The 25,930-nt window shown below is 71.0% G+C and carries 20 protein-coding genes, 1 tRNA gene and 1 pseudogene; 3 read left to right on the top strand and 19 right to left on the bottom strand.

Annotated features, from left to right (window positions below; all coding sequences use genetic code 11):
• Positions 1–63: 63 nt before the first annotated feature.
• The 3 genes and pseudogenes from G446_RS21525 to G446_RS19870 all read right to left on the bottom strand — a co-directional run.
• A pseudogene (locus G446_RS21525) lies at positions 64–300 on the bottom strand (IS1634 family transposase); the annotation flags it as partial.
• A gap of 267 nt (positions 301–567) precedes the next feature.
• Positions 568–1,419, bottom strand: a complete 852-nt coding sequence (locus G446_RS0106780; RefSeq protein WP_156916555.1) for a hypothetical protein — start codon at positions 1,417–1,419, stop codon at positions 568–570.
• Between the two features lie 255 nt (positions 1,420–1,674).
• Positions 1,675–1,815 carry a hypothetical protein gene (locus G446_RS19870; RefSeq protein WP_156916554.1) on the bottom strand — a complete coding sequence of 47 codons (141 nt, stop codon included), beginning with the start codon at positions 1,813–1,815 and terminating at the stop codon, positions 1,675–1,677.
• Between the two features lie 142 nt (positions 1,816–1,957).
• Here G446_RS19870 and G446_RS19865 point away from each other — a divergent pair, with 142 nt between their 5' ends.
• Complete coding sequence (locus G446_RS19865) at positions 1,958–2,128, top strand: hypothetical protein (protein WP_156916553.1); 171 nt, start codon at positions 1,958–1,960, stop codon at positions 2,126–2,128.
• Positions 2,129–2,288: 160 nt separating this feature from the next.
• On the opposite strand, the gene G446_RS0106770 is transcribed toward G446_RS19865, so the two are convergent.
• The 10 genes from G446_RS0106770 to G446_RS16415 all read right to left on the bottom strand — a co-directional run bounded on the left by G446_RS0106770 (position 2,289) and on the right by G446_RS16415 (position 17,458).
• On the bottom strand, positions 2,289–4,658 hold the full coding sequence (locus tag G446_RS0106770; RefSeq protein ID WP_026409592.1) for a glycoside hydrolase domain-containing protein: 2,370 nt from the start codon (positions 4,656–4,658) through the stop codon (positions 2,289–2,291).
• A 43-nt stretch (positions 4,659–4,701) separates the two neighbouring features.
• On the bottom strand, positions 4,702–6,591 hold the full coding sequence (locus G446_RS0106765) for an ATP-binding cassette domain-containing protein (protein ID WP_084779058.1): 1,890 nt from the start codon (positions 6,589–6,591) through the stop codon (positions 4,702–4,704).
• Complete coding sequence (locus G446_RS18675; protein ID WP_156916552.1) at positions 6,584–7,795, bottom strand: peptidoglycan-binding domain-containing protein; 1,212 nt, start codon at positions 7,793–7,795, stop codon at positions 6,584–6,586. The genes G446_RS0106765 and G446_RS18675 overlap by 8 nt, the downstream gene beginning before the upstream one ends.
• A gap of 5 nt (positions 7,796–7,800) precedes the next feature.
• Entirely contained in the window at positions 7,801–8,796 is a 996-nt protein-coding gene (locus G446_RS18670) for a hypothetical protein (protein WP_051285727.1), read from the bottom strand.
• A gap of 947 nt (positions 8,797–9,743) precedes the next feature.
• Positions 9,744–11,987 carry an MMPL family transporter gene (locus G446_RS0106745; RefSeq protein WP_026409588.1) on the bottom strand — a complete coding sequence of 748 codons (2,244 nt, stop codon included), beginning with the start codon at positions 11,985–11,987 and terminating at the stop codon, positions 9,744–9,746.
• A gap of 218 nt (positions 11,988–12,205) precedes the next feature.
• Positions 12,206–13,678 (bottom strand): MFS transporter, encoded by a 1,473-nt coding sequence (locus G446_RS0106740; RefSeq protein ID WP_026409587.1) that lies wholly within the window; start codon positions 13,676–13,678, stop codon positions 12,206–12,208.
• A gap of 64 nt (positions 13,679–13,742) precedes the next feature.
• Positions 13,743–14,672, bottom strand: a complete 930-nt coding sequence (locus G446_RS16420) for an IspD/TarI family cytidylyltransferase (protein ID WP_084779057.1) — start codon at positions 14,670–14,672, stop codon at positions 13,743–13,745.
• Between the two features lie 53 nt (positions 14,673–14,725).
• Complete coding sequence (locus tag G446_RS0106730) at positions 14,726–15,220, bottom strand: CarD family transcriptional regulator (protein ID WP_026409586.1); 495 nt, start codon at positions 15,218–15,220, stop codon at positions 14,726–14,728.
• Positions 15,221–15,302: 82 nt separating this feature from the next.
• Positions 15,303–16,010: a winged helix-turn-helix domain-containing protein gene (locus G446_RS0106725; protein WP_026409585.1), complete on the bottom strand. Its 708-nt coding sequence runs from the start codon at positions 16,008–16,010 to the stop codon at positions 15,303–15,305.
• Complete coding sequence (locus G446_RS16415) at positions 16,007–17,458, bottom strand: sensor histidine kinase (protein WP_084779056.1); 1,452 nt, start codon at positions 17,456–17,458, stop codon at positions 16,007–16,009. Before G446_RS16415 ends, G446_RS0106725 begins: the two co-directional genes overlap by 4 nt.
• A 183-nt stretch (positions 17,459–17,641) precedes the next feature.
• Here G446_RS16415 and phoU point away from each other — a divergent pair, with 183 nt between their 5' ends.
• A complete protein-coding gene (phoU, locus tag G446_RS0106715; RefSeq protein WP_026409584.1) occupies positions 17,642–18,325 on the top strand; it encodes a phosphate signaling complex protein PhoU in 684 nt (227 codons plus the stop codon).
• A 40-nt stretch (positions 18,326–18,365) separates the two neighbouring features.
• Here phoU and G446_RS0106710 read toward each other — a convergent pair whose 3' ends face one another.
• The 3 genes from G446_RS0106710 to G446_RS0106700 form a co-directional block, all read right to left on the bottom strand.
• Entirely contained in the window at positions 18,366–19,103 is a 738-nt protein-coding gene (locus G446_RS0106710; RefSeq protein ID WP_026409583.1) for a phosphoglyceromutase, read from the bottom strand.
• A 98-nt stretch (positions 19,104–19,201) separates the two neighbouring features.
• Complete coding sequence (locus G446_RS0106705) at positions 19,202–19,528, bottom strand: histone-like nucleoid-structuring protein Lsr2 (RefSeq protein WP_026409582.1); 327 nt, start codon at positions 19,526–19,528, stop codon at positions 19,202–19,204.
• A 416-nt stretch (positions 19,529–19,944) separates the two neighbouring features.
• Positions 19,945–20,017, bottom strand: a tRNA-Thr gene (locus G446_RS0106700).
• A gap of 266 nt (positions 20,018–20,283) precedes the next feature.
• On the opposite strand from G446_RS0106700, the gene G446_RS0106695 reads away from it, so the two are divergent.
• Positions 20,284–21,294, top strand: coding sequence for an asparaginase (locus G446_RS0106695; protein WP_026409581.1), 1,011 nt, complete (start codon positions 20,284–20,286; stop codon positions 21,292–21,294).
• A 102-nt stretch (positions 21,295–21,396) separates the two neighbouring features.
• Here G446_RS0106695 and G446_RS0106690 read toward each other — a convergent pair whose 3' ends face one another.
• The 3 genes from G446_RS0106690 to G446_RS18665 form a co-directional block, all read right to left on the bottom strand.
• On the bottom strand, positions 21,397–23,016 hold the full coding sequence (locus G446_RS0106690) for an alpha/beta hydrolase (protein ID WP_026409580.1): 1,620 nt from the start codon (positions 23,014–23,016) through the stop codon (positions 21,397–21,399).
• A 433-nt stretch (positions 23,017–23,449) separates the two neighbouring features.
• Positions 23,450–24,289, bottom strand: coding sequence for a hypothetical protein (locus G446_RS0106685; protein WP_156916551.1), 840 nt, complete (start codon positions 24,287–24,289; stop codon positions 23,450–23,452).
• Positions 24,290–24,305: 16 nt separating this feature from the next.
• Positions 24,306–25,502, bottom strand: coding sequence for a hypothetical protein (locus G446_RS18665; RefSeq protein ID WP_156916550.1), 1,197 nt, complete (start codon positions 25,500–25,502; stop codon positions 24,306–24,308).
• Between the last annotated feature and the right edge of the window lie 428 nt (positions 25,503–25,930).

The following is a 25,930-nucleotide window of genomic DNA, read 5'->3' as shown; positions in this document are numbered from 1 at the left end:
GGCTCGACGCGCCCGACTTGGCTCATTCAGTGTCGTGGTGGATGTTGTTGAGGGCTTGGGTGAGGTTGGGTGGACCTCGATGGACTGGCGTAGGTGATGGTAGATGGGGCGTACTCTCAGGTCGGACTTGGACATGCGCAAGGGACTTCTCGATGCCGCACAGGCGGTGGTAGGCGCTGATGACCGCTCGGGGTCGGGGTCGGACAGGCCCCGACATGTCCCTTCCAGCCGGCCAGGGTCCGGGCCCGTTTCCCCCGGGTCGCGGTTGATACTCCTGGTGGCGCCGGAAAGACGCACGAACAGGCCGGGGCTGAGCCGTTACCCGGCGACCTCCTTGAGCGCCACCGGCTCGGCGTCGTCATGGGCCGAGCCGATGTGCTCGATGTTGCGCGACCCCCACCAGGAAGAGGAGTGCGCGATCTGCACCGCCCGGAACGCCGTCGTGACCGTGCGGACGTACGGGCTCGCACCCCCGCGCCAGTGCGCAAGTCCGCCCACGCAACCCGCACAATTCCAACGAGAATCAGCCCCCGGCCCACCAAACGCCCCACAATGAGCCAAGTCAAGTCACATGCCGTAGCGGGCGCGGCTGGCGGTGTCGAAGGCGTTGTCCTCCCGGGTTGCGGCCTCCAGACCGGTGAGCCGCTGCGTGCTGGAGGCCTCCGCGTTGGTCAGGGCCAGGAGCGGGGGCTCGTAGGCGGGCAGCTCGCCGTTCAGGTCGGCGAGCGTGGCGAGCACTGGAATGGCGAGGACGTCCTGGGCGCCGACGGCGTCCGGCAGCGGGTATGAGGCTCTCAGGACCTCGCCGACGACAGAGCCCTGGACCGCCGCGCCGTCCGGGCCGACCGCCAGGCCGGTGAAGGCGCCCGCATCGACCTGCACGTCGATCGTCGTGCCCGCGGGCACGGGCGAGGGGCCGGTGGCGGTAATGGCGACCGCCACCGGGTTCCACAGGTGGTAGCCCGCGCCCCAGCGCGCCGGGCTCCAGATGACGCCGGTGGTCGCTCCCCACAGCGAGTCGGTGCTCGTGCCCGTGTCGACGGGTTCCTGGGCGACCTGCTCGTCGCCGTCGGGCAGGGCCAGGGTCAGGGAGGTGGCGGCGGGCGGGTCGATGACGTCGTCGGGGTAGGTCAGGGCCCGCACCGAGCCGAGCGCCAAAGTGTAGTCGCCCTCGGGCATGTCGGCTTCGAGGACGACCGTGGCGCCGGCGGTGGTGCCGTCATCGGAGGGTGGAGCATCGAAGGAGCAGGCGAAGGCATCCGTGCCGCGGGTGAGCGCCGGGGCGGCCTCGACGGCGTAGAGAGCGGAGGCCCAGGTGACGGCGATCCGGGTCCCCGCGGGCAGGCCGCCCCCGGATACGGTCAAGATGCCGCCCAGGAGCACCGGTACCGCCACGGTGGTGCCGTCGGTGGTGGCCACGTCAATGGTCTCGGGGTCGGGGGTGAGGCCTGCCGTGACGCCGGATGCAGCCCACGATGCGGGTGTGGTTGCGGCGAGAAGCGCGACCGTTCCGATTCCGAGCCCGGTCAGAAGGCTGCGGCGGGAAAGGTGAATGAGGCGCGCGGTTCGCAGACCGGTGATGCAGTGCATGATGGTTCCTCGTCTGATTGAAGGGGTTGAGCGGCGCGCAGCGCGCGTCGCGGTTGTCCTCGTGCGAATCAGGGTCGGAGAGGATTACCAGGGCGGAGGCCCGGCGAAGAAGGGGAGGAACCAGTAGTCCCACAGGAGCGCGAGTAGGACCAGGCCCACGAATTGGATCGCCGCCGGGACGATACGGCGCACCCAGACGTCGATGCGGTCCGCGAAGCAGGACATAGCCATCATGACCGTTGCGGCAGCGATAAGAGGAAGGGCCAGGGCCAGACCCTGCCAGATATGCGGCCAGCAATGCGCATATACGCACTTTCGGTCAGGCATGACAGTCTCTGCCCCGGCCATTAAACCGATAAGAAAAACCATGGCGGCCAACGTCACCAACATCACCGTCAGGGTCATTCCGTCGATTCGTCCGCGCGGTTTGCCCTTGGGGATGAAGCAGTACCCCAGAGAATACTCCGCCGCACGACAGAACCACTCCGGGGCGAATACACCACCGCCCTTCAAGGTGCGCGCCTCAATGCTGTTATGAACAGACTCAACGGCTCGGACCATCGACAGCCCATATCCCATGGCGGTCCATGCGACAGCATGCAGCAGGAGAATGCATCCGACAGCAACGGCTCCGAAACGGAGGATGGCGAGGGCTCCGCGCACCGCAGTATCACGAGAGGGCGTCACTAGTTTCATTGCTACATCACTCCCCTAGTGAGTCGTTCCACGAACGCGGATGCCAGTGCCTGACGCTCCGCTTCCGTCGGAGGATAAGTGAATCCCGCAACCTGCTTCATCAGTTGCAGGCCGATCTCCTTAAAAATACCGGAACCGACCCCGTCGGCTATTCCCGAGAAAGCGGATTCCACATTGGCCGCACTCGATTGGAAACGATCTTCAAAGAATGCCGTAAGTCTCTCATCGGGCGACATGGAGAAGATGGATCGCAGGTGCTCCCTGAAAGGCAAACCCGGCTGGTTCGGGTCCACTTTGATCGCCAACCACGCATCCACGTCCGCCAGGAGATCCGCCTTCCCGAACGACGACTTCTCATTCGTTCCCAGATGACTCAATACCCAGGTGAAGAGATCATCTCCGGAAGCCTTCGTCTGCCATTCTCCGAAGAGCGAGTACAGGTCGAGGGCCCAGCCGCCGAGGTCGCCGTACGTGTAGTCCGAAGGTTCGATATTGACGTCCCACATCGCGTAGGCGAGGGTGGCGACCGCCCAGTGGGCCGCATCCGTCACAGTATCGGGCATGGTCATATTGAGACTAAGAGCGCCCTCGCACGCAGCTCGAGCATCATGCATGATGGCATCGTCAGCCTCCGGAGTGTAAACCAACCACAGACCGTAACTGTTGGTGCCCCAGTAAGTGGGCTTGCGCATCCAGCCCAGAATGAACTGCCAGGACATCGGAATGTAGATCGAGTTCGAACCATAAATTGCCTTCAGCAGCTTCTCGCACCGCACCTCCGCCTCGACGTACCATTGGAAGAGCGCATTGAACCCCGTCTCCGAATATGAGCCGTCCTGCTCCACGGGCGGACCGGACACGGCGGCAAGATCGACGGACTGCGCCCGCCGCGAGACCACGACGTGGTCTATGGTGGTGGATCCCAGATCGTCAGTGAGTTCGATGATCTGGTTGTAGTGCCATTCCCGGGGCATGGGGAATCCCATGTTACCGGAGTAACCCGTGGACATTCCAGAAACGTAGGCGGCGACCGCCAGGCCGCGGTCGATCATGACCTGGCAGACGTTCCGAGTGGCGTAGACCCCGATCCTGAAGTTGTAGAAGGCGACGGCATCCATGATCTCCTTGACTCCGCCGAAGTATTCGGCTACGGCGCCCGAGACGACGTCCCCCGTGGCATCGAAGTCAACGCTGAAGTAGATGATGCTCTCCGCGGGGAGCCCGAGCACCCGGCCCCGGACCAGGGCCTCGAAGCCCTCGGTCATGCCATTGGCCCGGGTCAGGTCCGCGACCTCATCGTTGAATCGCTGGTAGATCGGCGCGAGTCGAAGACCGGCCGTGCGCAGCTCGGCGATCTCGGGCGCGCAGAGGTACTTGCCGTTCTCGCCCACCAGGTACCGGCCGACATGCGTATACCCCCGTTGCACCGCGGCGGCGGCCTTGCCGCCCAGGAGCTGGTGGCTGGTGTCGAATCCCGTGGTGGCGATGGTGGTGTCTCCGCAGGAGACCAGCAGGGTGCACCAGGTCGTGTAGTCGCCGGCCCCGGTCTGGGGGATCTCCATGAAGGACTGGAACTCCCGGATCACCGAGCTGGTGGTGCTGGTGAAACCCATGCTGAGGGAGATGTCCAGACCGTTGAGGATCATGGCGGCGTGGAAGATCCTGACGAAGCGGTTGGAGATGTCCGTGCTGCCGACTGAGATGTTCGCCTTCGCCCTCAGACCGCTCTTGGTGCCCTGGCCGAAGTTGCCGTTGGCGACGCCGTCGGCCATCCCGAGCTCGTACTGGAGGGCGAGCAGGAGCGCCGTCTGGACGGATCTGGAGTGCACGCCGTCGCAGGGCACGAGTGCGAAATCCTCCCGGTTGCGGTAAGTGCCGTTGAGCCAGCGCTGGACCTCGCGGATCGCGGAGGTTCCGCCGTAGGCGCCGAGGACCTCGTAGGCGTCCATGGACAGCAGGGAGGCCATGACCTTCACGTCCACGCCCGGGGCGCCGGTTCCCAGCCCGAGGGCCTCGCAGACGGAGGCGACGGAGCCCGCCAGGGCGTCGAAGCCGAAGGACGCCCCGGAATTGAGCGTGACGGCGGTGTACCCCTTGCACCACAGGGCTCCGCTGAGGATGCACAGAATGTTCTGCGGTCCCTTGAAGGAGGCGTTGATCGTACCGATCTTGTTCTTGTAGGCGCTCGTGGTGGCCGGGCCGAAGCCGGAGGCGAGCCGACTGATCCCGAGCTCGGCCTGCAGGGCCCGGCGCAGACCGTAGATGGTGCCCCATCCGGTCAGTCCGTCCTCCTCCAGGGGCACCCATCCCGCGCGGGACGCGTAGGTGGTGTTGAGCCATTGCTGCGTCCTCCTGACCCGGGGGTCCGCCATGGCGCTCCTTCCTTCGTGGAACGGTTCGGTCGGGCGATCGGGACTACTGGTGCAGGGCCTCGGAGGGCTCGACGCGCGAGGCCCGATGCGTGGCGAAGACGGCGCCGAGCAGACTGACCGCCACGCCCCCGGCGATCCCGGCGGGCACGGCGGCCCAGTCGACGACGGGCTGCCAGCCCCGGCCGATGGTGATGGCGAGGATCGCCAGGATCCCCAGGTAGGCGCCGGCCGCTCCCCCGAGCAGCCCGGTCAGGCCCGCCTCGGAGGCGATGAGGACGCGGATGTGGACGCGCCTGGCCCCGATGGCGCGGCGCAGCCCGATCTCGCCGGTGCGCTCCATGACGGAGGAGACCATGATGGTGGTGACCAGGGTGAGGGCCGCGATGGCGGCCACGACGGTCAGGGTGTACAGGACGGCCTGAATGCTGGCCTCGACCTCGGCGCGCAGCGTCATGGGGTCCGGCGGGGCGTCGACGGTCACCGACTGCGGGGCTGAGGGCAGCCAGGCGACGGGCGCCTGCGCGGCCACCTGCTGGGCGGCACCGGGGCTGACCCGGATCTTGACCGAGGCGTACTGGGGCTGGGAGTAGTCGGCGGCCCGGGCCTCCACCATGATGACGGAGTCCAGGAGGCCGACGTCGAGCCCGGCGTCGGTCAGGATGCCGACGACGGTCCTGGGCCGGCCGTCCACCCACACGACGGGCGAGGCGATGACGGGGCCGAGCTGGAGGGTCTGGGCGGCCCGCGACCCGACGATGACCTCGTCGTCGGACAGGGAGGTCAGGGGGCGCGGGGAGCTGACCGTGAACAGGGACTCCGGCAGGGTCTGCGACGCGCTGCCCACGAGCTGGAGCGGGGCGCCGCCCGGCGCGGACGGGCGCGCCGTGACGTCCACCGACGGGTGCGTGGCGAGGACGGCGACGTCGCGCACCCCGGCCAGGCCGCGCAGCCGCTCGGAGGACTGCGCCGAGAGGGCCTGCTCGGCCAGGTTCGCGCTGGTCGTGGACGCCGCCAGGGCGACGAGCTGGTTGCGCTGCGAGTCGAAGACGTCGGACACCTGGAACCTCGCGGTGGTGGACAGGCCCGTGGTGGCAGTGGCCAGCGCCACCGCCAGGGCGACGCAGGCGATGAGGGCCGCGGACCGGGCCCGCCTGGCGCGCAGCCCCTGCCAGACGTCGCCCAGGGCGTCGCGCACGCGCAGGCGGGAGGGGCGCCCCCGCATCGGCTCGGGCCGGAGCTCGCGGTGAGGAGCGGGCGCGGTGCGGTCCAGCTCCTCGACGACGCCGTCCTCGACCCGCAGGTGGCGCGAGGCGTAGGAGGCGACGCGGTCGTCGTGGGTGACCACGATGACGGTGGAGCCGCGCCGGTTCAGCTGCGAGAGCAGCTCCATGACCTGGTCGCTGTTGCGCGAGTCCAGGTTGCCGGTCGGCTCGTCCGCGACGATGACGGGCGCCCCGGAGGCGATGGCCCGGGCGATGGCGGCGCGCTGGCGCTCCCCGCCGGAGAGCTTCTCCACCCGCTGGGAGGACTTGCGTCCCAGGCCGACGAAGTCGAGCGCCCTCCTGGCGGCCAGCAGCCTGCGGCGGTGGCCCAGGCCCCGGTAGAGCAGGCCGAGGGCCACGTTCTCCACCACGCTGCGGCCTTGGAGCAGGTGGAAGGACTGGAAGATGAAAGCGAAGTTCTCCGAGCGCACCACGGCGCGCCGCCGCTCGCCCAGGGTCCGCACGCCGACGCCGTCGATCAGGTAGTCGCCGCTGGTGGGCGTGTCCAGCAGCGCCAGCTGGTTGAGCAGGGTGGACTTGCCGGCGCCCGAGGGGCCCTGGATGGAGATGAACTCGCCCTGGCGGATGGTCAGGGTGACGTCGCGCAGGGCCCGGAGGGGGACCTCGCCGGCGTAGGTCTTGCCCACGCCGCTCATCCTGAGCTCAACCATCGACCCGCACGCTCATGCCCTCGGCGAGCCGGCCGTCCTCGGAGGCGACGGCGCAGGTGCCCGCGGTGCAGCCCAGCTCGGTCACGACCACCTGCGCGAAGGCCCCGCCCTCCTGGGCGACGAGGACGGAGGCGGTGCCGCCGGCGTCGACGGAGACGGCGCGCTGCGGGACGAGCAGCGCGTCGAGCACCGGCTGGGACAGGTTGAGGGTGATCAGCACGTCGCTGCGCCCGATCCACTCGGCGGGGATCTGGCCGCTGCTCGCCCGCAGGACCACGCCCGCCTCGGCGGTGGGCGCGGCCGTCTCCCCGGCCCCCTGCGGCCGGTTCTCCGCGGACGCGGGGCGCACCTGCGCCACCGCGACGTCCACCGACTGCCCCTGGAGGTCGGCGGTGCCGGTCAGGCCGGGGGTCATCCGGGCCTGGACGCCCGCCGGCATGGAGGCCGAGAGGGTGACCTCCTGCGCGCCGAAGACGACCGCCGCCTGCCCGTCCACGGTCGCGCCGACGGCGGGGACGGAGGTGACGACCGCAGGCAGCGTCGGCACGATCATGACCTCGGCGGCCGGCAGGACGAGGGCCGGCTGCGCCTGCGCCCCGGACGATCCCGGCGCCGCCGTCGGGTCGCCGGACGGCGCGGGCGAGGCGGCCTGCGGCGCGGGGGCGGCCTGCCCGGCGTCGGCGTCCTGCGGGGCCTGCGCGTCGAGGCTCCTGTACAGGTCCCGGACGGCGTCGGCGGTGCCCGCCCCGAGCTCCCCGTCCACGCCGACGTCGTAGCCGAGGTCCGCCAGGGCCTGCTGGACCATGCGCACGTCGTCGCCGCGCGCACCCAGGTACAGGTCCCGGTACAGGGCGAACTGCCCCACCAGGGCGATGACGGGGCGGCTGTTGACCCACAGGACCGCCCCGCCCGAGGACACGGAGCCGCCGGCGATCGCGCCGGATCGGGTCACCACGCCGCGGCCCTCGGCCGGGGCCGGGACGGCGACCGAGACGGCCTCGGAGCGGGCCGCCGTCGCCAGGACCGTGGTCTGCTCGGTCAGGTCGCCGCGGGTGACCTGGACGGTCACCGGCCCGGCCGGCGGCGGCGAGGCCGCGGCCTCCCGCTGGGCCGGCGACTGGAAGCGGAGGGCGACGACCCACGTGCCCGCCGCGATCAGCGCCGCGCCCGCGAGCAGCGCCGCCCACGGCAGGAGACGGCGCACCGGATTCACGGGGTTCCGCCCGCTTCCCTGATGATTCCGCGCATGCGCTCGGCCTCGGCGTCGTTATTGGCCACCACCGTGTCGATCTCCGCCTTGTGGGCGGCGATGAAGGCGGCCTGCTGGTTCCAGGTGGCCTCGTACAGAAGACTCGTCCAGCCCGAGGACTCCCGGCACTGGGCGTCCGCCGTGGCCACCGCGATCTCATCGGCGCTGGGCTGGCCGGTCAACTGGAAATTGAGCCTCGTCTGGAGGGACTCGGGCATCTCGCGGCGGATCTCGGTCGCCCAGGGCTCCTGGGGCAGGTCCGCGATCCCCTGCGGGGCCATGCAGGTGCGCCATTGCGCCGCGGCCTCCTGGAGCTGCGGGGAGGAGGTGTCCACCGTGAACCGGTTGAGTTGGGACTCGATGGGGATGTTCCCGCCCTCGTCCACCGGCACCTCGGCCGTCGGCCGCGGTCCGGACAGCTCCAGCTGAACCTCGTCCTGACAGGTGTACAACTGATTCTTGAACGCCTCCGGCTTATTGTCGTAGTAGCCGCCGCCATGGAGGTCGATATTCTCCCGGGAGGGCTTGTAGCCCGGATCCGGGGCCATCCGGTACCCGTACTTCTGGGCGATCTCCACATTGAACAGCGTCGCATTCCCGTGGGGCTGAGTCTCCGGAAAGGGCGCCGAGGATATAGTCAGAACCTCGAAGTCATCGAATCCCGCATTCGACATGCACTGGTCCACCAAGATGTCGGATGCATAGACCTGAAGCCGCAGGAGCGGGCCGCCGTAGACCCGGTCGAAGGGGAGCGACCACGTCGTCGGATCCTTCTTGACTCCCAGAACCTCGTCGGGGGCCACGGGCGCCGACGCCTGGCCCCCGAAGACGCCCGTCCCCGAGCTGCCCCCTCCGCCGGAAGCGGGCGTCCGCGCGGAGCAGGCGCTCAGGGATAGGGCGGCGACAATTATCAGTACGACGGCGCGCGAGGCGCGCACCGGGCCCGTGGAGTGCATCGGGACCTCCGGAGGTATGAGGATGAGAGGTTAAGGATGGTGAAGGATGGCGGGGTGGATCCTCTTGGTAGGATGCTCCGTGAGGTGCCTCACTGTCAAGACCTCCGCGCCTCTCCATCCCCGAAGGGCGCACCCCGCTGAGCTGCTTCCCCGGCGTCGGCAGGCGCGCCCCTCCACCCTCGGGGTGCTTCCCCATCGTGAGGGCGATGCGGTCGACCCCTTGACGTCGTCGCCCAATTCACTGAGCCCTTCTCGCCGGGAGTCGTGGTCCGTGGGCCGGGGGCGGTGCGGGTCGGCCCGAGGACCGGTGATCGCCGCAGCCGCCGTCCGTGCAGGGGTCCGCGGCCGTCGGTTTGTACAAATCTGTTGCAAAAACCCGGATCGTGCCGAAGCGCCGGAGGAGGATCATCAATATTCCGCGCTTTCATCCACGGCCGATCCCGGGCCTGTCCGGGTCGTTGCGGGCGACTCTGATATACCTGCGCCATAACATTGTGCAGGCGGCTATCGGAGAGTTCCCGGGCATGTCGCAGCCCACTGTTTCGCGGGCCGTCAGGGTCCTGACGGAGACTTCACCCGGACCCTGAATGGACTGCTACTCACCGCGGAAAAGGCGTCTTCCGGACTGCTCGACGGAATCGACCCCTCCGGATGGATCGACGACAGGGGATACGTGGGAATGGGAATGATCATCCCGTACAAGAAGCCCCCCAACGGCGAACCGGGCGAGGCCGCGAAGGAGGCCAATCGGAGCATCAGCCGGATTCGCCGGGTCGGAAGAGCGGACCATCGCCCGCATCAAGTCCTGGAGAATCCACCCGCACCGACTACCGGCGCCCCCGGCCCTGAAGTAGGCCCGCGACCACGTCTACGACCCGCCCCGGGCCGCCTTCGACTCCCACTTCGACAACCGCTGAACCCCACCGACGGCCCGGGCCGCCGCGGCCTCAGACCTTCTGGCGGAAGTGCCCGTACAGGCGGGTCAGCGGGGCGGGCGCCCACCAGTTCCAGTGGCCGAGCACCGTCATGGTCGCGGGCACGAGCAGCAGCCGCACCAGCGTGGCGTCGGCGGCGACCATAACGGCCAGGCCCACGCCGATCTCCTTGATGGAGATCATCTCCCCGGAGACGAAGCCCAGGAAGACGGCGATGATGATCACCGCCGCCGAGGTGATGATGCGCCCCGAGCGCTGCAGGCCGCGGGCGACCGCTTCGTCGTTGTCGTGCCCGGCCTCCCAGTACTCGTTGATGCGGGCCAGCAGGAAGACCTCGTAGTCCATGGCCAGTCCGAAGCCGAAGGCCATGAGGCAGGCCACGATGGAGGTCTGCAGCCCCGGCGTCTGCGGCAGGCCCAGGTGGCCGTGCTCGAAGAGCCAGGACGTGACGCCCAGGGAGGCGATGAGCGAGAAGCCGTTGATGAGCAGGGCCTTGAGCGGCACCACCAGCGAACCGGTCATGCAGAACAGCAGCACGAAGACCGCCGTGATGACGATGAGCGCGGCCCACGGCGCGCGTTCGACCATGGAGTCGATGAGGTCGGTCTGCTGCGCGGCCGCGCCGCCGACCCAGAACTGGTAGCCGGTGTCCCGGGCCCGGATCTGCTCGACGGCGTCGACGGCCTCCCGGCCCACCGGATCGTCCACGTCCATAATGACTCGGACGAGCACCATGCCCTCGTGACCGGGCAGTTCCGAGGCGTTCACATGGGCGACGTCGTCCATGGCCCCGATGTCCGAGACGAGTCCGGACGCGCCCTCGACGTCGGTGCGGGCCACGACGCTGATCGTGGGCGTGGCCAGCGCCGGGTAGTCGTTCTGCAAGATGTCGTAGCCGGTGCGCACCGCGGCATCCTTCGGCATGTACTCCGCGACATTGGTGCGCATGTGCAGCGAACCGATGGGGGCGGCCATGAGGCCCAGCACCGCGGCGATGACGAGCATGACGATCCACGGGTGCGCCACGACGCGGTGGGAGAGTCGGCTGAACACGCCGTGGTCGGAGGAGGAGTCGCCGACGGCGCGCAGGACGCGGTTGACGCCGGGCACCCGGCTGAGCGCGCTGGGGCGCACCAGGCGCCCGCCCAGCAGTGTGATGACCGCCGGCACGAGCGTGATCGTGCAGGCCACGGCGACCAGTGACATGCTGATCGCCCCGACCGCGATCGTCTTGAACATGGGCGAGCGGATGATGAGCAGTCCCGTGATGGAGCAGGCGATGGTCAGCGCCGAGAAGGAGACCGTGCGCCCCGCGGTGGCCACGGTGCGCACGACGCTGCGCTGCACGAGCTCCTTCATGTCCGCACCGGTGGGCAGGTCGCCGTCCCGGTGGCCGGCCTCGTCCAGCTGGATCGCGACCTCCTCGCGGTAGCGGCTGACGAGCAGCAGGCCGTAGTCGATCGACAGGGCCAGGCCGAGGATCGAGATGACATTGAGGATGAAGGAGTACACGTCCAGGACGAAGGTCAGCCCCCACAGCACCCCCATGCCGATGAGGATCGAGGCGAGCGCGCCCAGCAGCGGCAGGCCGGCGGCGAGCAGACCGCCGAAGATGATGATCAGCAGGACGAGGGCCACGGGGAGGCTCACGGACTCGCCCTGGGCGAGGTCCTGCTGGACGAGCTCGCCGATGGAGTCCCCGATGAGCTCGGGGGACACGGCGTAGACCCTCGCCTCGGGCGCGTACCGGTGCAGGGAGTCGAGGTAGGCGCCCTCGGCCGCGCGGGCCACGCGCTCGTTGGCGGCGTCGACCTCCTTGTCGGACAGCCCCGCGTCGAGGGTGACGACCTCGACGTAGCCGTCCCCGCCGGTCGACAGCATGGCTCGCGCCTGCTGCGAGGCGGGGTCGGGCAGGGCGAAGGCGTCCGCCACGGAGGCGACGCCCTCCAGGCCGGACAGCTCCTCGCGCGCGGCGCCGACCGCGGCGGCGGCGCTCGCGTAGTCGCCGGCGACGTCGACGCCCTGGACGACGACGGAGATCCTCTCGCCGACGCTGTCGTCGGACGTGGTCATGGAGGCCACGACGTCGGACTCGCTGTCGGGCGTGGAGATGTCGCCGCTCGCCAGCCGCTCGAACAAGCCCCTGGCGCCCCAGCCGTGGAAGGCCAGGGCGGCCGAGACGACGACCAGCAGCGCCCACCCGACGACGACGCTCACGGGGTGGCGGGACACGGCGCGGCCGATGCGAGTGAACATATCGGGTCCTTCGTAGACGGGGTCGGGCGGGTCCGGGCGGGCGGGTCCGGGGACCCGGCCACCCCATAGAGAAACGATCATTTCTGTTTGCGGGGGTCAGCGTAGGCCGTCGGCGACGCCGCGTCAACCGCACGCCCCGACGTGGGCGCGGAGGGACCGGTATCGGGCGGCCCGGCGGCAGGCCCCGGATCCCCGGTTCAGTCCCGCGGGCCCCCGGTTCAGTCCCCCAGGTCGGAGATGTGGCCGCTGGGATCCTTGACCCGCGCCATGAGCACCAGGCCGGCGGCGAGGACCGAGACAATGCCGAGGATTCCCCAGTACCCGGCGCCCCCGCCCGTCAGCCGCGCCCCGATCCAGAGGAAGAAGCCGTACATGGCCGGGGCCATGAAGGACACGGCCCGCCCCGTCGTCGCGTACAGGCCGAAGATCTCCCCCTCGCGCCCCTCGGGAATGAGGCGGGCCAGGAATGAGCGCGCCGCCGACTGGGCCGGCCCCACGCAGGCCGACAGCAGCATGCCGAGCACCCAGAAAATCCGCGCTCCGCCGTCGTGCAGGAAGAAGATGAGCATACCGGCGACGACGAGGACCGCCAGCGCGCCGATAATGACCTTGCGGGGCCCGACGACGTCGTCGAGCCGCCCCAGCCCGATGGTGGCCACACCGGCGACGACGTTGGCGGCAATGGCGAAGACGATGACGTCGCCGCTGGAGAAGCCGAAGGTGTTGCGGGCGATAATGCCGCCGTAGGTGAATACCCCGGCCAGGCCGTCGCGGAAGACCGCCGCCGCCAGCAGGAACCACAGAACCTCCGGGTGGGATCGGTAGAGCGCCACCAGGGTGCGCCACAGCCGCCGGTAGGAGACCACGATGGATTCGGGCCGCAGAATCGGCGCGCCCGGCTCCGTCGGCTCGATCGGTTCGGACTCCAGCCCGGCGAGCTCGCGCTCCCCGCCCCGCAGCTCCTCCTCGGCCAGGGCGCGGCGGCGGCGCCGAGCCTTCTCCCCCGACAGCGTCACGACCACGGGGACGGCGCACAGCCCGAACCAGGCCGCCGCGACGAGCATGGAGACCCGGACGTTGAGGCCGTTCTCGTGCGTCACCCCGAACCAGCCGACCTCGGGGTTGATGAAGCCGACGAAGAGGATGAGCAGCAGGACGATGCCGCCGAGGTAGCCCATCCCCCAGCCCAGGCCCGAGACCGCCCCGACCCGGTCCTTGGTCGCCAGGTGGGACAGCAGGCCGTTGTAGTTGACGCTGGCCAGCTCGAAGAAGACATTGCCCAGCCCCAGCAGGACGATGCCCAACCACAGGTAGCCCGGCTCGGGCAGGACGAAGAAGAGCATGGCGCTGATCACGACGACGACGGCCGTGTAGACGCCCAGCCAGAAGACGGTGCGCCCCGCCCGGTCGGCCCGCTGCCCGGTGACGGGGGCCAGGAGCGCGATGAAGACGCCGGCGACGGCCAGGCCCACGGAGAGGGCGAACTCGTTGTCGGCCTTGTCGCCGAAGGACGCGCTTGTGAGGTAGACGGTGAAGACGAAGGTCGTGATGACGGCGTTGAAGGCCGCCGACCCCCAGTCCCACAGGCCCCAGGCGATGACCGGCCAGGTCAGGAGCCTGCCGTGCGGGGTGGTGGGGTTGGAGTCAGGAGCGGCTGCGCTCGCGCCCTGGGAGGGGGATGCGGGGGTCATGCGATGAGCCTACGGCCGCCGCGATCGCCGCGGGGGCCGTTGCGCAGTACGGACGCGCGCCGGGTTATCCACAGGATGCGCAATTTCCGCCGGTCTCGCGCGTCGTTTCCGCCGGTTCCGATGAAAGGTGGGCGGGGCCGGCGGCGAGGAGCTCGGCGAGGGCGAGGTCCAGGGGCGTGGTCACCTTGAGCGCGAGCGGATCGCCCTCGACGACGACGACCCGGCCCCCGGCCGCCTCGACCAGACCGGCGTCGTCCGAGGCCGCGAGCGCCTCGTCCGCGCCGCGCGCCGCCCCGAGCTCGTGGGCCCGCACGAGCGCGGCGACGGCGAAGCCCTGCGGGGTCTGGACGGCCCGCAGGCGGGAGCGGTCGGGCGTGCCGACGACGACCTCGACGTCGGCGCGCGCCGTCGGGGGCGCGGCCGCGTCGTCCCCGGGGCCGGCGGGTGCGGGGCCGGCGGGCCCGACCTCCTTGACCGTGTCGGTCACGGCCAGGGCGGGCACGACCGCGTCGTGCCCGGCGCGCACGGCGGCCACGACGCGGCGCACCGTCTCCGGGGGGGTGAGCGCGCGCGCCGCGTCGTGCACGAGGACGACCGCGGCCCGCGGGCAGGCCTCCAGGGCCGCCTTCAGCCCGAGGGCGACGCTGGCCTGACGCGATGCGCTCGAACCGGCGACGACCCGGATCCCAACGCCCGCGCCGGCGAGCCCCGCCAGCTCGGCGGTGAAGCGCTCGACGTGCTCGCCGGGCGCGGTCACCACCAGGTGATCGACGACCCCGGAGTCAGCCAGGCCCTGCGCGGCCCGCCGCAGCAGGCTCCGCCCGCCGATCTCGACGAGCGCCTTGGGCCCGCCCGCGCCCAGTCGGGTCCCCGCTCCCGCGGCCGTGAGGACGGCGACGACGGCGCCGTCGTCGTCCGTCGCGCTCCCGGCGCGGGCCGCGGCGGCGTCGGCTCCTGCGGGGTCGTCCGAGGCCCCCCGTACGTCGATTCGCATGTCGTTTCCGCCGGTTTCGCGCGTCTTTTCCGCCGGTTTCGGCGAGGGAGGGGTCAGGCGGCGGTGCCGGAGGACAGGACCTCGTCGAGCTTGGACTCGGCGACGTCCTCCGCCGTCTTCTCCGCCAGCGCCAGCTCGGAGACGAGGATCTGACGGGCCTTGGAGAGCATGCGCTTCTCCCCGGCGGACAGGCCGCGGTCGGTGTCGCGGCGGGACAGGTCGCGCACGACCTCGGCGACCTTGATGACGTCGCCGGAGGCGATCTTCTCCTGGTTGGCCTTGAAGCGGCGGGACCAGTTGGTCGGCTCCTCCGTCAGCGGCGCCCTGAGGACCTCGAAGACCTTCTTGAGCCCGGCCTCGTCGACGACGTCGCGCACGCCGATAAGATCGACGCTGTCGGCCGGGACCAGGATCGTGAGGTCCCCCTGGGCGACCTCGAGCTGCAGGTAGGTCTTCTCCTCCCCGCGCACCTTGCGCTGGCGGATATCAATGATCCGGGCCGCGCCGTGGTGGGGGTAGACGACGGTCTCGCCGACTTCAAAGGTCATGGGTGACGTCACTCCAGTCGAGTAAAGGGGCCTCAGTTTATCAGGGGATCCCGCGGAAACGCCGGGGAGTTACCTCACAGGCTCAGGTTCCGGCCGCCAGCTTGTAGCCCACTCCCCGCACCGTGATCAGCAGTTTCGGCTCGCCGGGCTCGACCTCGATCTTGGCCCGAATGCGCTTGACGTGGACGTCGAGGGTCTTGGTGTCCCCCACGTAGTCGGCGCCCCAGACCCGGTCGATGATCTCGCCGCGCGCGAGCGCCCGGCCCGGGTTGCGCATGAAGAGCTCGAGCAGCTCGAACTCGCGCGGCGGCATGGCCACGGCCTCGCCGTCGACCGCGACCTCGTGGCGCCCGACGTCCATGCGCACCCGGCCGACCTCCAGCACCGGCTCGGCGGGCTCCTGCTCCTCCCCGCGGCTGCGGCGCAGCACCGCGTTCACGCGGGCGAGGAGCTCGCGGTAGGAGTAGGGCTTGGTCACGTAGTCGTCGGCCCCGATCCGCAGGCCGACGACGGTGTCCGCCTCGGAGTCCCGGGCGGTGAGCATAATGACCGGGACGGTGGAGGTGCGCCGGATGCGCCGGCACACCTCGATGCCGCTGAGCCGCGGCAGCATGAGGTCGAGCAGGACCAGGTCGATGGCCCCGCCGCCCGACGGGCCGGCGGCCTCGAAGGCCTCGACGGCGGCGACCCCGTCCGCGGCCTGGACCACGTCGAAGCCGTCGCGGCGCAGGCTGAAGGCCAGGGGCACGCGGTAGTTCTCCTCGTCCTCGACGAGCAGTATCCGGGTCATGGGCGACTCCCTTCCTCGGGGGCGGACTCCTGCTCGGGGGCGGACTCCTGCTCGGGGGCGGGCCGGTCCGCTCGCATCCGCGCGCCCCGGCGGGGCGGGGCGGGCCCCTGCCGGGCGGGGCCGCCGCTCTCCCCGGGATCGCCGCCGGGATCGCCGCCGGAGTCGTCCTCATCGGGGCCGTCCTCATCGGGGTCGGGGCCCGACAGCGCGGCGAGGGCCGCGAAGGCCGCGCCGGCGCCCCCGGAGGCCAGGACGTCCTGGGCGCGGGCGGCGGGCGGGCGGGCGGCGGGCTCCTCCCCCCGGGTCCCGGCCCCGGGGTCCTGGGGCCGCAGGCGGGGCAGGACCAGGGTGAAGGTGGAGCCGCGCCCGAGCGCCGACCACAGCTCCACGGTGCCGCCATGGTCGGCGGCCACGTGCTTGACGATGGACAGGCCCAGCCCGGTGCCGCCGGTGGCCCGCGAGCGCGCCCGGTCGACCCGGTAGAAGCGCTCGAAGACCCGCTCCTGGTTCTCCCTGGCGATGCCGATCCCCTGGTCGACGACGGCGATGCGCACCAGATTCTCGTCGGAGGGGTCGACGCCGACCCCCACGCTCACCCGGGTGCGGGCCTCGGAGTAGCGGATGGCGTTGTCCAGGAGGTTGCGCACGGCGGTGGTGATGAGGGCCGCGTCCCCGCGCACCCGCAGCCCCCGGGTCCCCCCGGCGACGAGCGTGATCCCCCCGGCCTGGGCCTCCACGCGCACCTGGTCGAGGGCCTCGGCGACGACGGCGTCGACCTCGACGTCCTGCGGGCTGGCCAGGGCGTCGCCCTCCTGGAGGCGGGAGAGCTCGATGATCTCCTGGACGAGCACGTCCAGGCGGGTGGCCTCCTTGCGCATGCGCCCGGCGAAGTCGCGGACGATCTCGGGGTCCTCGGCGTTGGACTCGACGGTCTCCGCCAACAGCGCCAGCGCCCCGACGGGGGTCTTGAGCTCGTGGGAGATATTGGCGATGAAGTCGCGGCGGGTGTCCTCCAGGCGCTTGTGGGCGGTGCGGTCCTCGACGAGGACGAGGACGTGCCCGCGCCCGATGCCGGCGACCCGCACGTGGAGGAAGAACTGGCCGGCCCCGGCCACGTGGCCGCGCGCGACGGCGAGCTCGGCGTCCTCGGGCGCGCCGGTGGCCCGCACGCGGGCGACCATGGCGCGGACCTGCGGCTCGCTCACGGCGTCGTCGCGCACGAGGTTGAAGGTGTAGGCGGAGGCGGAGGCGCGCAGGACGTCGTCGTCCTCGTCCAGGACGATGACGGTCGAGCGCAGGACCGCCAGCACGGGGACGATGGACTCGTCCCCGGTCAGGGCGGCGGCGCGCCGGTCCTCCCGCCGGGCGCGTGCGAGAGCGGATCCGGCCGCGGCGCCGACGGCGAGGCCGACGAGCGCGGCGAGGATCAGCAGCGCGATGGTTCCCACGCCGTCCAGGTTAGGCGCCCGCAGCCGCTCGCGGCGAGCGGCGGGCGTGGGATCATGGCCCGAGTTCGCCCAAGGCGGGGCGCCCGACGGCGGTCGCGTCGGCCCGGCGCGTCCGCCGCGCCGGCCGGCCCCGATCCGCCCGGGCGCGCCGCGCAGCCGCGACGCATAGCGAGGAGCCGTCCCGTGCACGACATATTCAGCCAGATCTTCAACCAGGAGCTCAAGCAGCTGGGCTCGGACCTGCAGTCCATGGCCGCCCAGGTGGCCACCGCCATCGAGCGGGCGAGCGAGTCCCTGCGCAATGGCGACCTCATCGTCGCCGAGCAGGTCATCGACGCCGACGAGCGCATCAACGACCTCCAGCGCGATATCGACGACATGTGCGTCATGCTGCTCGCGCGCCAGCAGCCCGTGGCCGACAACCTGCGCACCGTCATCTCCGCCCTGCGCATGGCCCAGACCCTCGAGCGCCAGGGCGATCTGGCCCGTCACCTGGCGACGATAGCCCGGGGGCGCTACCCCGAGCCGCCGGTGCCCGAGCCGGTGCTCGGCCTCATTCTGCGCATGGCCGACCTGGCGGTGCGCGCGGGCGCGGACGTCTCGCGCCTGGTGGCCACCCAGGACCTGGAGCTGGCGGCGACCATCGAGGCCAATGACGCCCAGATGGACGCCCTGCACCGCCGGTCCTTCCAGATGATCCTCGACCCGGCCAACGAGCTGAGCCGCCAGCAGGTGGTCGACGCGGTCCTCATGGGCCGCTTCCTGGAGCGCTTCGGCGACCACTCCACCTCGGTGGCCCGTCGCATGACCTATCTCGTCTCCGGCACGACGGCGCCCGTCGTGCGCGACGACGGCGGAGCGCGCTGAGGGCGGGCGGTCCCGCCCTCAGCGGCTCACGCGCGGCGACTCACTTGCCCTGGTTGGCGACGGCGGCGATCTTCGCCTCGGCCTCCGGGTCGAGGTAGCGCCCGCCCTTCTTGAGGGGCTTGAGGGTCTCCTCGTCGAGCTCGTAGACGAGCGGAATGCCGGTGGGGATGTTGAGGGCGGCGATATCGGCGTCGGAGATCTCGTCGAGGTGCTTGACGATGGCGCGCAGCGAGTTGCCGTGCGCGGCGATCAGGACCGTCTTGCCGGTCTTGATCTCGGGGATGATGGTGCCCTCCCAGTAGGGCAGCAGGCGGGCGAGGACGTCCTTGAGGCACTCGGTGGCGGGGATGGGCTCGCCGGCGTAGCGCGGGTCGGCGTCCTGGGAGAACTCGCTGCCGGCCTCGATGGTCGGCGGCGGCACGTCGTAGGAGCGGCGCCAGAGCATGAACTGCTCCTCGCCGTACTCCTCGCGGGTCTGCTTCTTGTTCTTGCCCTGGAGGGCGCCGTAGTGGCGCTCGTTGAGGCGCCAGTTGCGCTCGACCGGGATCCAGTGGCGGTCGGCGGCGTCCAGGGCCAGGTTGGCGGTCGTGATGGCGCGGCGCAGCAGCGAGGTGAAGAGCTTCTCAGGCAGGACTCCGGCCTCCTTGAGCAGCTCACCCCCGTGGACGGCCTCGGCGCGGCCCTTCTCGGACAGCGGCACGTCGACCCAGCCGGTGAAGAGGTTCTTAGCGTTCCATTCGCTCTCGCCGTGGCGGAGCAGCACAAGGGTGTAAGCCATGGTCCTATCCTGCCAGGCCGGAGGGGCGGACCACCAGGGCCCCGGGTCCCCCAACCTCGCGATCGGGGGCCCGGGGCCCTGGTGGAGCCGGGTCCGGCTCAGGCGTTGGCCTTGAGGTAGGCCTCGCGGACCTCGGCGGAGATCCGACCGCGCGTGGAGACCTCGATGCCCTCGGCACGGGCCCAATCACGGATCCTCTGTGTCTCGCCGGGCACGGAGGAACGGGCGCGGCGGCGGGTGTTGCGGCGGCCGGAGACCCGGCGCGCCTTCGCCGTCCATTCCTCAACCGACTCGCGCAGCGCGGCGGCATGCTCCTCGTTGAGATCGATCTCGTAGGTGACGCCATCAATTCCGAAAGTCACCGTCTGGGTGGCCTCGGAGCCGTCGATGTCGTCCACCAGAATAACCTGCGTCCTCTGTGCCATGGCATCCACTCCTGTTCGTACGGCCGCGATTTCGGCGATCGCAGCTGGTAACGCCAACAGTAAACCGAAACCCGCCGATCCGCAAACCCAATGGGGAAGTCCCCCCGAGGAGTCCCGCACACAAATCAACCGCCGGCTCGGGGCTCGAGCATATGACGACGGTCCCGCGCCGCGAAGGAGACCGGGCCCGGCGCGCTCGCCCGCAATAAGGCCATCACCTCGATTCCCCGTGATTCCAACGAAAAGTCGCCCCCATTGCGGTGCTGCCGCAATAGGGGCGGGGTCCGGCGGGCGCGGACCCGGCGCGCCGAGGCGCGCGAACGGGGCACGGACGGCGCGCGAACGGGGCTGGGCGGGGGGTGACGCGCGCGATAGGGGCGCCCCCGGGGCCGCGGACTGGGAGCGGCCCGACTGGGAGCCACCTGTGGGAATCGAACCCACGACCTATTCATTACGAGTGAATCGCTCTGCCGACTGAGCTAAGGTGGCGCGCCGCAAAAGCAGCGGACCATACCCTACCGGCCGGGCGGCGCCCGCCGCAATCGGGTCCCGCCCGCCGCCGACGTGGTCCTGGACACAGCCCGGCCGTGCGGCACCGGCCTTCCGCCGTCGGCCGAATCATTCCCCCGATCCCATTCAGACCCGTGAAGACCGGCGCCCGCCCGGCCCGCCCCGTGGAGCACGCCGGGCATTCCATTCAGACCCGTGAAGACCGGCGGGCGAGGTCCCATACTCGTCGCCCATACCCTTGTCCCGTGCGCATCCACGTCACCTACACCGGCGGCACCATCGGCATGGTCGACTCGCCCCGCGGCCTGGTTCCCGGCGCGGACCCGGAGAACCGGCTCGACGCCGCCCTGAAAGAGGCCGGGCGGTCAATCGGCGGCATCTCCTTGACCGCGCTGAGCCCCCTCATCGACTCCTCCGACGCCACTCCCGAATCCTGGCAGCGAATCATCGACGGCCTGCGCGCGAGCGCATCCGAGGCCGACGCCTTCGTCATCCTGCACGGCACCGACACCATGGCCCACACCTGCGCCGCCCTGTCCTACGCGCTGACCGACCTGGGCCGCCCCGTCGTCGTCACCGGCTCGCAGCTGCCCCTGGGCGCCGTCGGCTCCGACGCCGCCCCCAATATCGCCGGGGCCCTGCGCGCCGCCGCGAGCCGTCGGGCGCGGGGCGTCGGCCTCTTCTTCGGCCACCGCCTCCTGGCCGGCAACCGGGCCGTCAAGGCCAGCTCCTGGGCCTTCGACGCCTTCGACTCCCCGGCCGTCGCGCCCCTGGCCCGGGCGGGCGCCCCCTGGCGGTGGGCGCCCGCCCCGCCGCCGGGCGCGGGCTGGCCCGATCCCCGCCCCTACACCCGTCAGGACGCCGTCGTCATCGACCTCTTCCCGGGCATCACCGCCGCCCGCCTGGAGGCGATGCTGACCCCACGGCCCGACGCCGTCATCCTGCGCGCCTTCGGCGTCGGCAATATTCCCGACGGCGAGCCCGGGCTCACCGACGTCCTCGCGAGCGCGATCGGGGCGGGCACCGCCGTCGTCGTCATCTCCCAGTGCCATCAGGGCGGGGTCCGGCTGGGCCGCTACGCCGCCGGGGACGCGCTCGCCCGAGCCGGCGCCGTGAGCGGCGCCGACATGACCCCGGAGGCCGCCTACGTCAAGGCGGTCTTCCTCCTGAGCCAGGGCCTGCGCGGCTCCGGGCTGGCCGCGTGGATGGGCCGGTCCATCGCCGGGGAGCTGGACGACCGGCCGGCCGGGGCGTGAGCCGGGCGCACCCGACCGGGGCCGGGCTCGCCGTCGGCGGTGCCGAACGCCGCACGGGCGGGCACGAACGCGCACGACGGCGCGGCCCCGCCCGGCCGAGCGTCAGTTCTTGCCCTTGCAGGTCAGGCCCTCCTGCGGGAGCTCGCCGGTCAGCAGATAGCGGTCCACGGCGTCGGTCACGCAGTCCCCGGCCCGGCCGTAGGCGGTGTGGCCGTTGCCCTCCCAGGTCAGCAGGCGGCCGGAGTCGAGCTGCTCGGCCAGCGCCTCGGCCCACGGGTAGGGGGTGGCGGGGTCGCCGGTGGTGCCGATGACGAGGATGGGGGCGGCGCCGGAGGCGTGGATCGGCTTGCGCTCACGAGTGGACTTGTGGTCCCAGACCTGGCAGAACAGCTCCGGGTAGCTCAGGTCCGCGCCGAAGGTCGGGGAGGCCTGCTCCATCTCGTGGGCCTCGGTCTGCCAGGAGGCCATATCGCCCTCGACCGGGTAGTCCAGGCAGTTGATGGCGTTGATGACCTCGCTGCTGTTGCCGGAGTAGGTGCCGTCCTCATTGCGCGAGGCGAGCGCGTCGCCGAGCGCGAGCAGGATCGAGCCCTTGCCCTGGTTCATCGCCTCGGCCAGGCCGCTCGTCAGGTACTGCCAGTACTGGTCGTCGTAGAGGAGGGAGAGGACGGCGCTCTCGGCCAGGGAGTAGGTCAGCGGCCGCTTCGCGTCATTGGTCGGGAGCGGGGAGTCGACGGTCAGGTCCAGCAGGTCCTGGATCTGCTTGACGCCGTTGTCCACGTCCCCGCTCAGGGGGCAGTTCTTGCCGCGCTGGCAGTCCTCGACGTAGGCGCGCAGCGCGTTCTCGAAGCCCGCGGCCTGGCCCAGGCTGACCTGCCCGGAGCTCAGGGTCGGGTCGACGGCGCCGTCGAGCACGAGGCGGCCGACGTTGCCGGGGAAGAGCTCGGCGTAGGTGGCGCCCAGGTAGGTGCCGTAGGAGTACCCGAGGTAGCTCAGCGCGTCGTCGCCGACCACGGCCCGCAGGATGTCGAGATCGCGGGCGGCGGAGATCGTGTCGATGTGGTCGAGCAGGCCCTCGACGTGGGTGTTGGCGTCGCACTGGCTCTCGAGCTTCTCGGCGTGCGAGGTCACACTCTCCTGGACCTGCTCGTCGGTGAGCTTGTCATTGGGCCCGGCGTCCGCGGCGGCGCGGTCCGCGTCGACCTCGGCGTCGGTCATGCAGTCGACGGCGGTCGAGGCGCCCACGCCGCGCGGGTCGAAGCCGATGACGTCGTAGGAATCCATCAGGCGCTGGGACAGGAGGTGGCCGGCGCTGTCCACGAGGTTCACGCCGCTGCCCCCCGGGCCGCCCGGGTTGATGAAGAGCGAGCCGATGGCCTCGCCCCCGGCGGGCCGCCTCTTCAGGGCTATCTGAATGGTCTGCCCGTCGGGGTGCTCGTAGTCGAGGGGAACGTTAATGGTGGCGCAGGTGAAGGTGGTGTTCGGGTCCGCGTTCTTGCCCCCCTCGCAGGGCTGCCAGTCGATGCTCTGGCTGTAGAAGGACTCCAGGCCCTGGGGGACGGGGGCGGGGCTCGTCGCCGCGACCGGGGTGGGAGTGATCGCGGTCGACTCTGCGGGAGTGAGGAGGTTGTGGCCGCACGCGGCCAGTTCGGCGCAGGCCAGGAGCGCGGCGCTCACGGCTGCGAGGGCGCGGACGGCGCGGGAGCGGGTCGAGATCTTCATGCGGGCAGCCTACGGGCGCGTGCCCGTCGCGGCACTCCCCCGCGAGGCGGAGAAGGCCCCGTCTCTCCTCGCCGAGATCGATCGCGACCAATTATCGAGCCCGGTATGAACGGTGTCGTGACGGCCTTCGGGACCTGCTCGCAGGGTTTCGTGAGAATCACTGCCGGGGATGGCGCGGACGGGCGGGCCCGGGGTGGTGCGGACGACCCTCCCGGGGGCCGGCGGCGGTCGCGACGGGCGCCCCTCTGGCGCCCAGACGTGCACTTCGCACTCGAAAGTGCAGTTCCAACCGTCGTTCTCGAGTGCAAAACGCACCGCTCGAGTGCGAAATGCGCATCTCGACGAGCGGGGGACCGGCGACCGCGTCCCGGGCATCGGCGTCGCCGGCCCCGCCCCGGAGCATCTCCAGTGACCCGGCGGGAAAGGCTCACTGTCACGGCTGAGCCCTTGTCGTCACGGAGCCGTTCCCACTGCCCTGACAGCCGTCAGGGGCGTCGTCGCAGCTGTGATGCCTCAGGACGCCGTCGAAGCGCGCCGGAGAAAAGCCCCACCCCAGCCGACGGGCGATGGTATCGGCCGCGGCGGAGGGGAATTCGTGCCAGCCGGGCTCCAATTCGCGCCGGGCGACGTCGAACAGCCCGCGCGCGCAGACCTCCAAGTTCTCGTCGAGAAGGCGCCCGATCTCCCCGGCCAGATCGGGCAGCGCGCGCTCGAAGCGCCGCGTCGGGTCGTACGGGCTCCCGGGTCGATCGGGGGCCAGGCGCAGCCGCAAGACCCAGCACAACTGCGCGAGCGCATGAGCGCGCACATGGGCGTGCGCGGCGATGTGCTCGCCCCTCCGGTAGCGGCCCACGCCGATGAACAGCTTGGCCAGGAACAGTCGCACCGCGTTGTCCGGTCGGGGCGGCCGCGGCGGCGGAGCGAGTATCAGGTCGCCCCCGTCCAGGGCCGTGTCCCGCTCGGGGTCGCTGATCGGCCACGGCTGTCCGGCGCCGAACTCGAGCAGCACGCCGTCGTCGTAGATCACCACGCCGCCGTCGGCGCCCTCCCGGGCCCGGAGCACAATGCGCTCGGGCTCGGGGAGGAAGGGCCACGCATCGCGGTGGCGCCGGTTCGCCTCGGGGGTGAAGAAGATGTTGAAATCCAGGTCCGACCACTCGTCGCGACGCGCGGCACCGGATCGGGCCGCGGAGCCGAAGAAGACCAGGCTGGTGATCCCGGAGTCCGCGGCGGCCGCGCGCACCAGTGATCGGCGGTAATCATCGAGATCCATCCGGCGCTCTCCGAAGTCAGCGCCCCGAGCGCAGGTAGTCGATCCGTTCGAGGGCGGAGCGGCGCGACTGCTCGAAGGCGGCGTCGGCGGCGGGCACGTACTGACCGGTCTCGCGGGCCACTCCCCGGCGTTCGCCCCAGGCCCAGATGGTGTCGAGGGTGCGCACCATGCCGAGTTCGGGACCCAGTCCGCCGTTGCGGTTCAGCACCCCGAGCGGCAGCTCCCGCCGCTTTCCATCGGGCTCGACGAGACTGACGTCGGCGTACGAGGACGAGCGGGAATAGCGGAAGGTCGCCACCAGCTGGGCGCGGGAGGCCGGCCAGGCGTACGTGCGGGGGATGAGGCCCCTCACGTGGAATCCCTCCTGGTCGATGGTCACGCGCTTCAAGGCCTGATCCACGCTCAGGACGAGCAGGAACGCCCCGAAGACGATTCCCGGCACGCCCCAGAACGAGCCGTCGTTCTGGAGCGCGAATGCGGAGCCGACGATCATGAACAGGCCGAATCCGGCGAAGAGGCACACGGCGAGGACGCCGGGCCCCTTGAACTCCAGTTGCGGCCTGCTCAACATATCGACGTCGAGATCCGCCGCGGCCGAGGCGCCGCGCCCGGCGCCCGCGCCGAGCGGAGCCGACGGCGCGGGGGCGGGCGCGTAGCCGCCCGTTCCGTGATCGGCGGCGTTTCCGTAACCTCCTCCGGCCCCATAGCCGGGGGCGGACTGGGTCGGGGGGACGCCCAAGGCGGTGCCGGTCCCTCCGGCCCCATAGGCGGGGGCGGACCCGTAACCGGGGGCGGGCGCGCCCGCGGCCTGGTTCTCGGGTCGGACGTAGCCGCGGGCCACGGCCCAGGCCCACAGGTCGTCGAGATCCGCCTCCAGGACCGCCGTGGCATTGCCGATTCCGGCGCGCACGCGGCGCAGGGACAGTATCTTGACGGGCTTGGAGCCGTCGGCCGGCCGGTACTCGGGGGTGGCGGTGAAGAGCCACCCGTTCCCGTTACTGACCTCGCCGACCACCAGCGCCCCGCGCGACGCGGGCCAGGGCAGGTCGTGGGAGGAGGCGATATTGCGGACGTGGATTCCCCTGGCGTCCAGAATCACGCGAGGGCGCAGCCCGAACGGCAGGACCGCCACCAGAATCAGTCCCATCACGGTGCACGCGGCGAAGCCGCCCATCTCCCCCGAAACGGCCAGCCCGATCCCCAGACCGATCATGATGACTCCTGCGACGGCGAGCACGATCATCGCAATGCGCCCGATGAGGGGCGGCCTGCGGGTGATGGACTCGGGTATCGGAGCCCGCGGAGTCGACTGGAATGGCGGGGCCGGCTGAGCCGGTGGATTCAACTGAGTCGGCGGATGTGGTTGAGTCGGTTGGAGGGGTTGAGTCGGCGGGCTCGGCTGGATCGGCTGAGCCGGCTGAGCCGGCCGGAGGGGTTGAGTCGGCGGGCTCGGCTGGAAGGGCTGAGTCGGTTGGAAGGACGGGTTCGGCTGGATCGGCTGAGTCATGATCACTCCTCGTTATCAGGGGCCGGAGACGACGGCGGGAATGGCGCCGTCGGATGGGATTCACTTGAGCGCGTCGGTGGTGCTGCCGAAGGGGCATGGCCGTCGGACGGGCGGGATCACTCCTTATTATCAGG

The sequence above is a fragment of the Actinomyces dentalis DSM 19115 genome (assembly GCF_000429225.1).
Taxonomy (GTDB): Bacteria; Actinomycetota; Actinomycetes; order Actinomycetales; family Actinomycetaceae; genus Actinomyces; species Actinomyces dentalis.
This window is presented reverse-complemented; position numbering and strand designations above follow the sequence as displayed.

Coding starts and splice junctions, on each gene's coding strand:
- G446_RS19870 (WP_156916554.1), bottom strand. CDS start 1,815: ATGTCCTGCTTCGCGGACCGCATCGACGTCTGGGTGCGCCGTATCGTC.
- G446_RS19865 (WP_156916553.1), top strand. CDS start 1,958: ATGGCGGCCAACGTCACCAACATCACCGTCAGGGTCATTCCGTCGATT.
- G446_RS0106770 (WP_026409592.1), bottom strand. CDS start 4,658: ATGGCGGACCCCCGGGTCAGGAGGACGCAGCAATGGCTCAACACCACC.
- G446_RS0106765 (WP_084779058.1), bottom strand. CDS start 6,591: ATGGTTGAGCTCAGGATGAGCGGCGTGGGCAAGACCTACGCCGGCGAG.
- G446_RS18670 (WP_051285727.1), bottom strand. CDS start 8,796: ATGCACTCCACGGGCCCGGTGCGCGCCTCGCGCGCCGTCGTACTGATA.
- G446_RS0106745 (WP_026409588.1), bottom strand. CDS start 11,987: ATGTTCACTCGCATCGGCCGCGCCGTGTCCCGCCACCCCGTGAGCGTC.
- G446_RS0106740 (WP_026409587.1), bottom strand. CDS start 13,678: ATGACCCCCGCATCCCCCTCCCAGGGCGCGAGCGCAGCCGCTCCTGAC.
- G446_RS16420 (WP_084779057.1), bottom strand. CDS start 14,672: ATGCGAATCGACGTACGGGGGGCCTCGGACGACCCCGCAGGAGCCGAC.
- G446_RS0106730 (WP_026409586.1), bottom strand. CDS start 15,220: ATGACCTTTGAAGTCGGCGAGACCGTCGTCTACCCCCACCACGGCGCG.
- G446_RS0106725 (WP_026409585.1), bottom strand. CDS start 16,010: ATGACCCGGATACTGCTCGTCGAGGACGAGGAGAACTACCGCGTGCCC.
- G446_RS0106710 (WP_026409583.1), bottom strand. CDS start 19,103: ATGGCTTACACCCTTGTGCTGCTCCGCCACGGCGAGAGCGAATGGAAC.
- G446_RS0106705 (WP_026409582.1), bottom strand. CDS start 19,528: ATGGCACAGAGGACGCAGGTTATTCTGGTGGACGACATCGACGGCTCC.
- G446_RS0106690 (WP_026409580.1), bottom strand. CDS start 23,016: ATGAAGATCTCGACCCGCTCCCGCGCCGTCCGCGCCCTCGCAGCCGTG.
- G446_RS0106685 (WP_156916551.1), bottom strand. CDS start 24,289: ATGGATCTCGATGATTACCGCCGATCACTGGTGCGCGCGGCCGCCGCG.
- G446_RS18665 (WP_156916550.1), bottom strand. CDS start 25,502: ATGATCGGTCTGGGGATCGGGCTGGCCGTTTCGGGGGAGATGGGCGGC.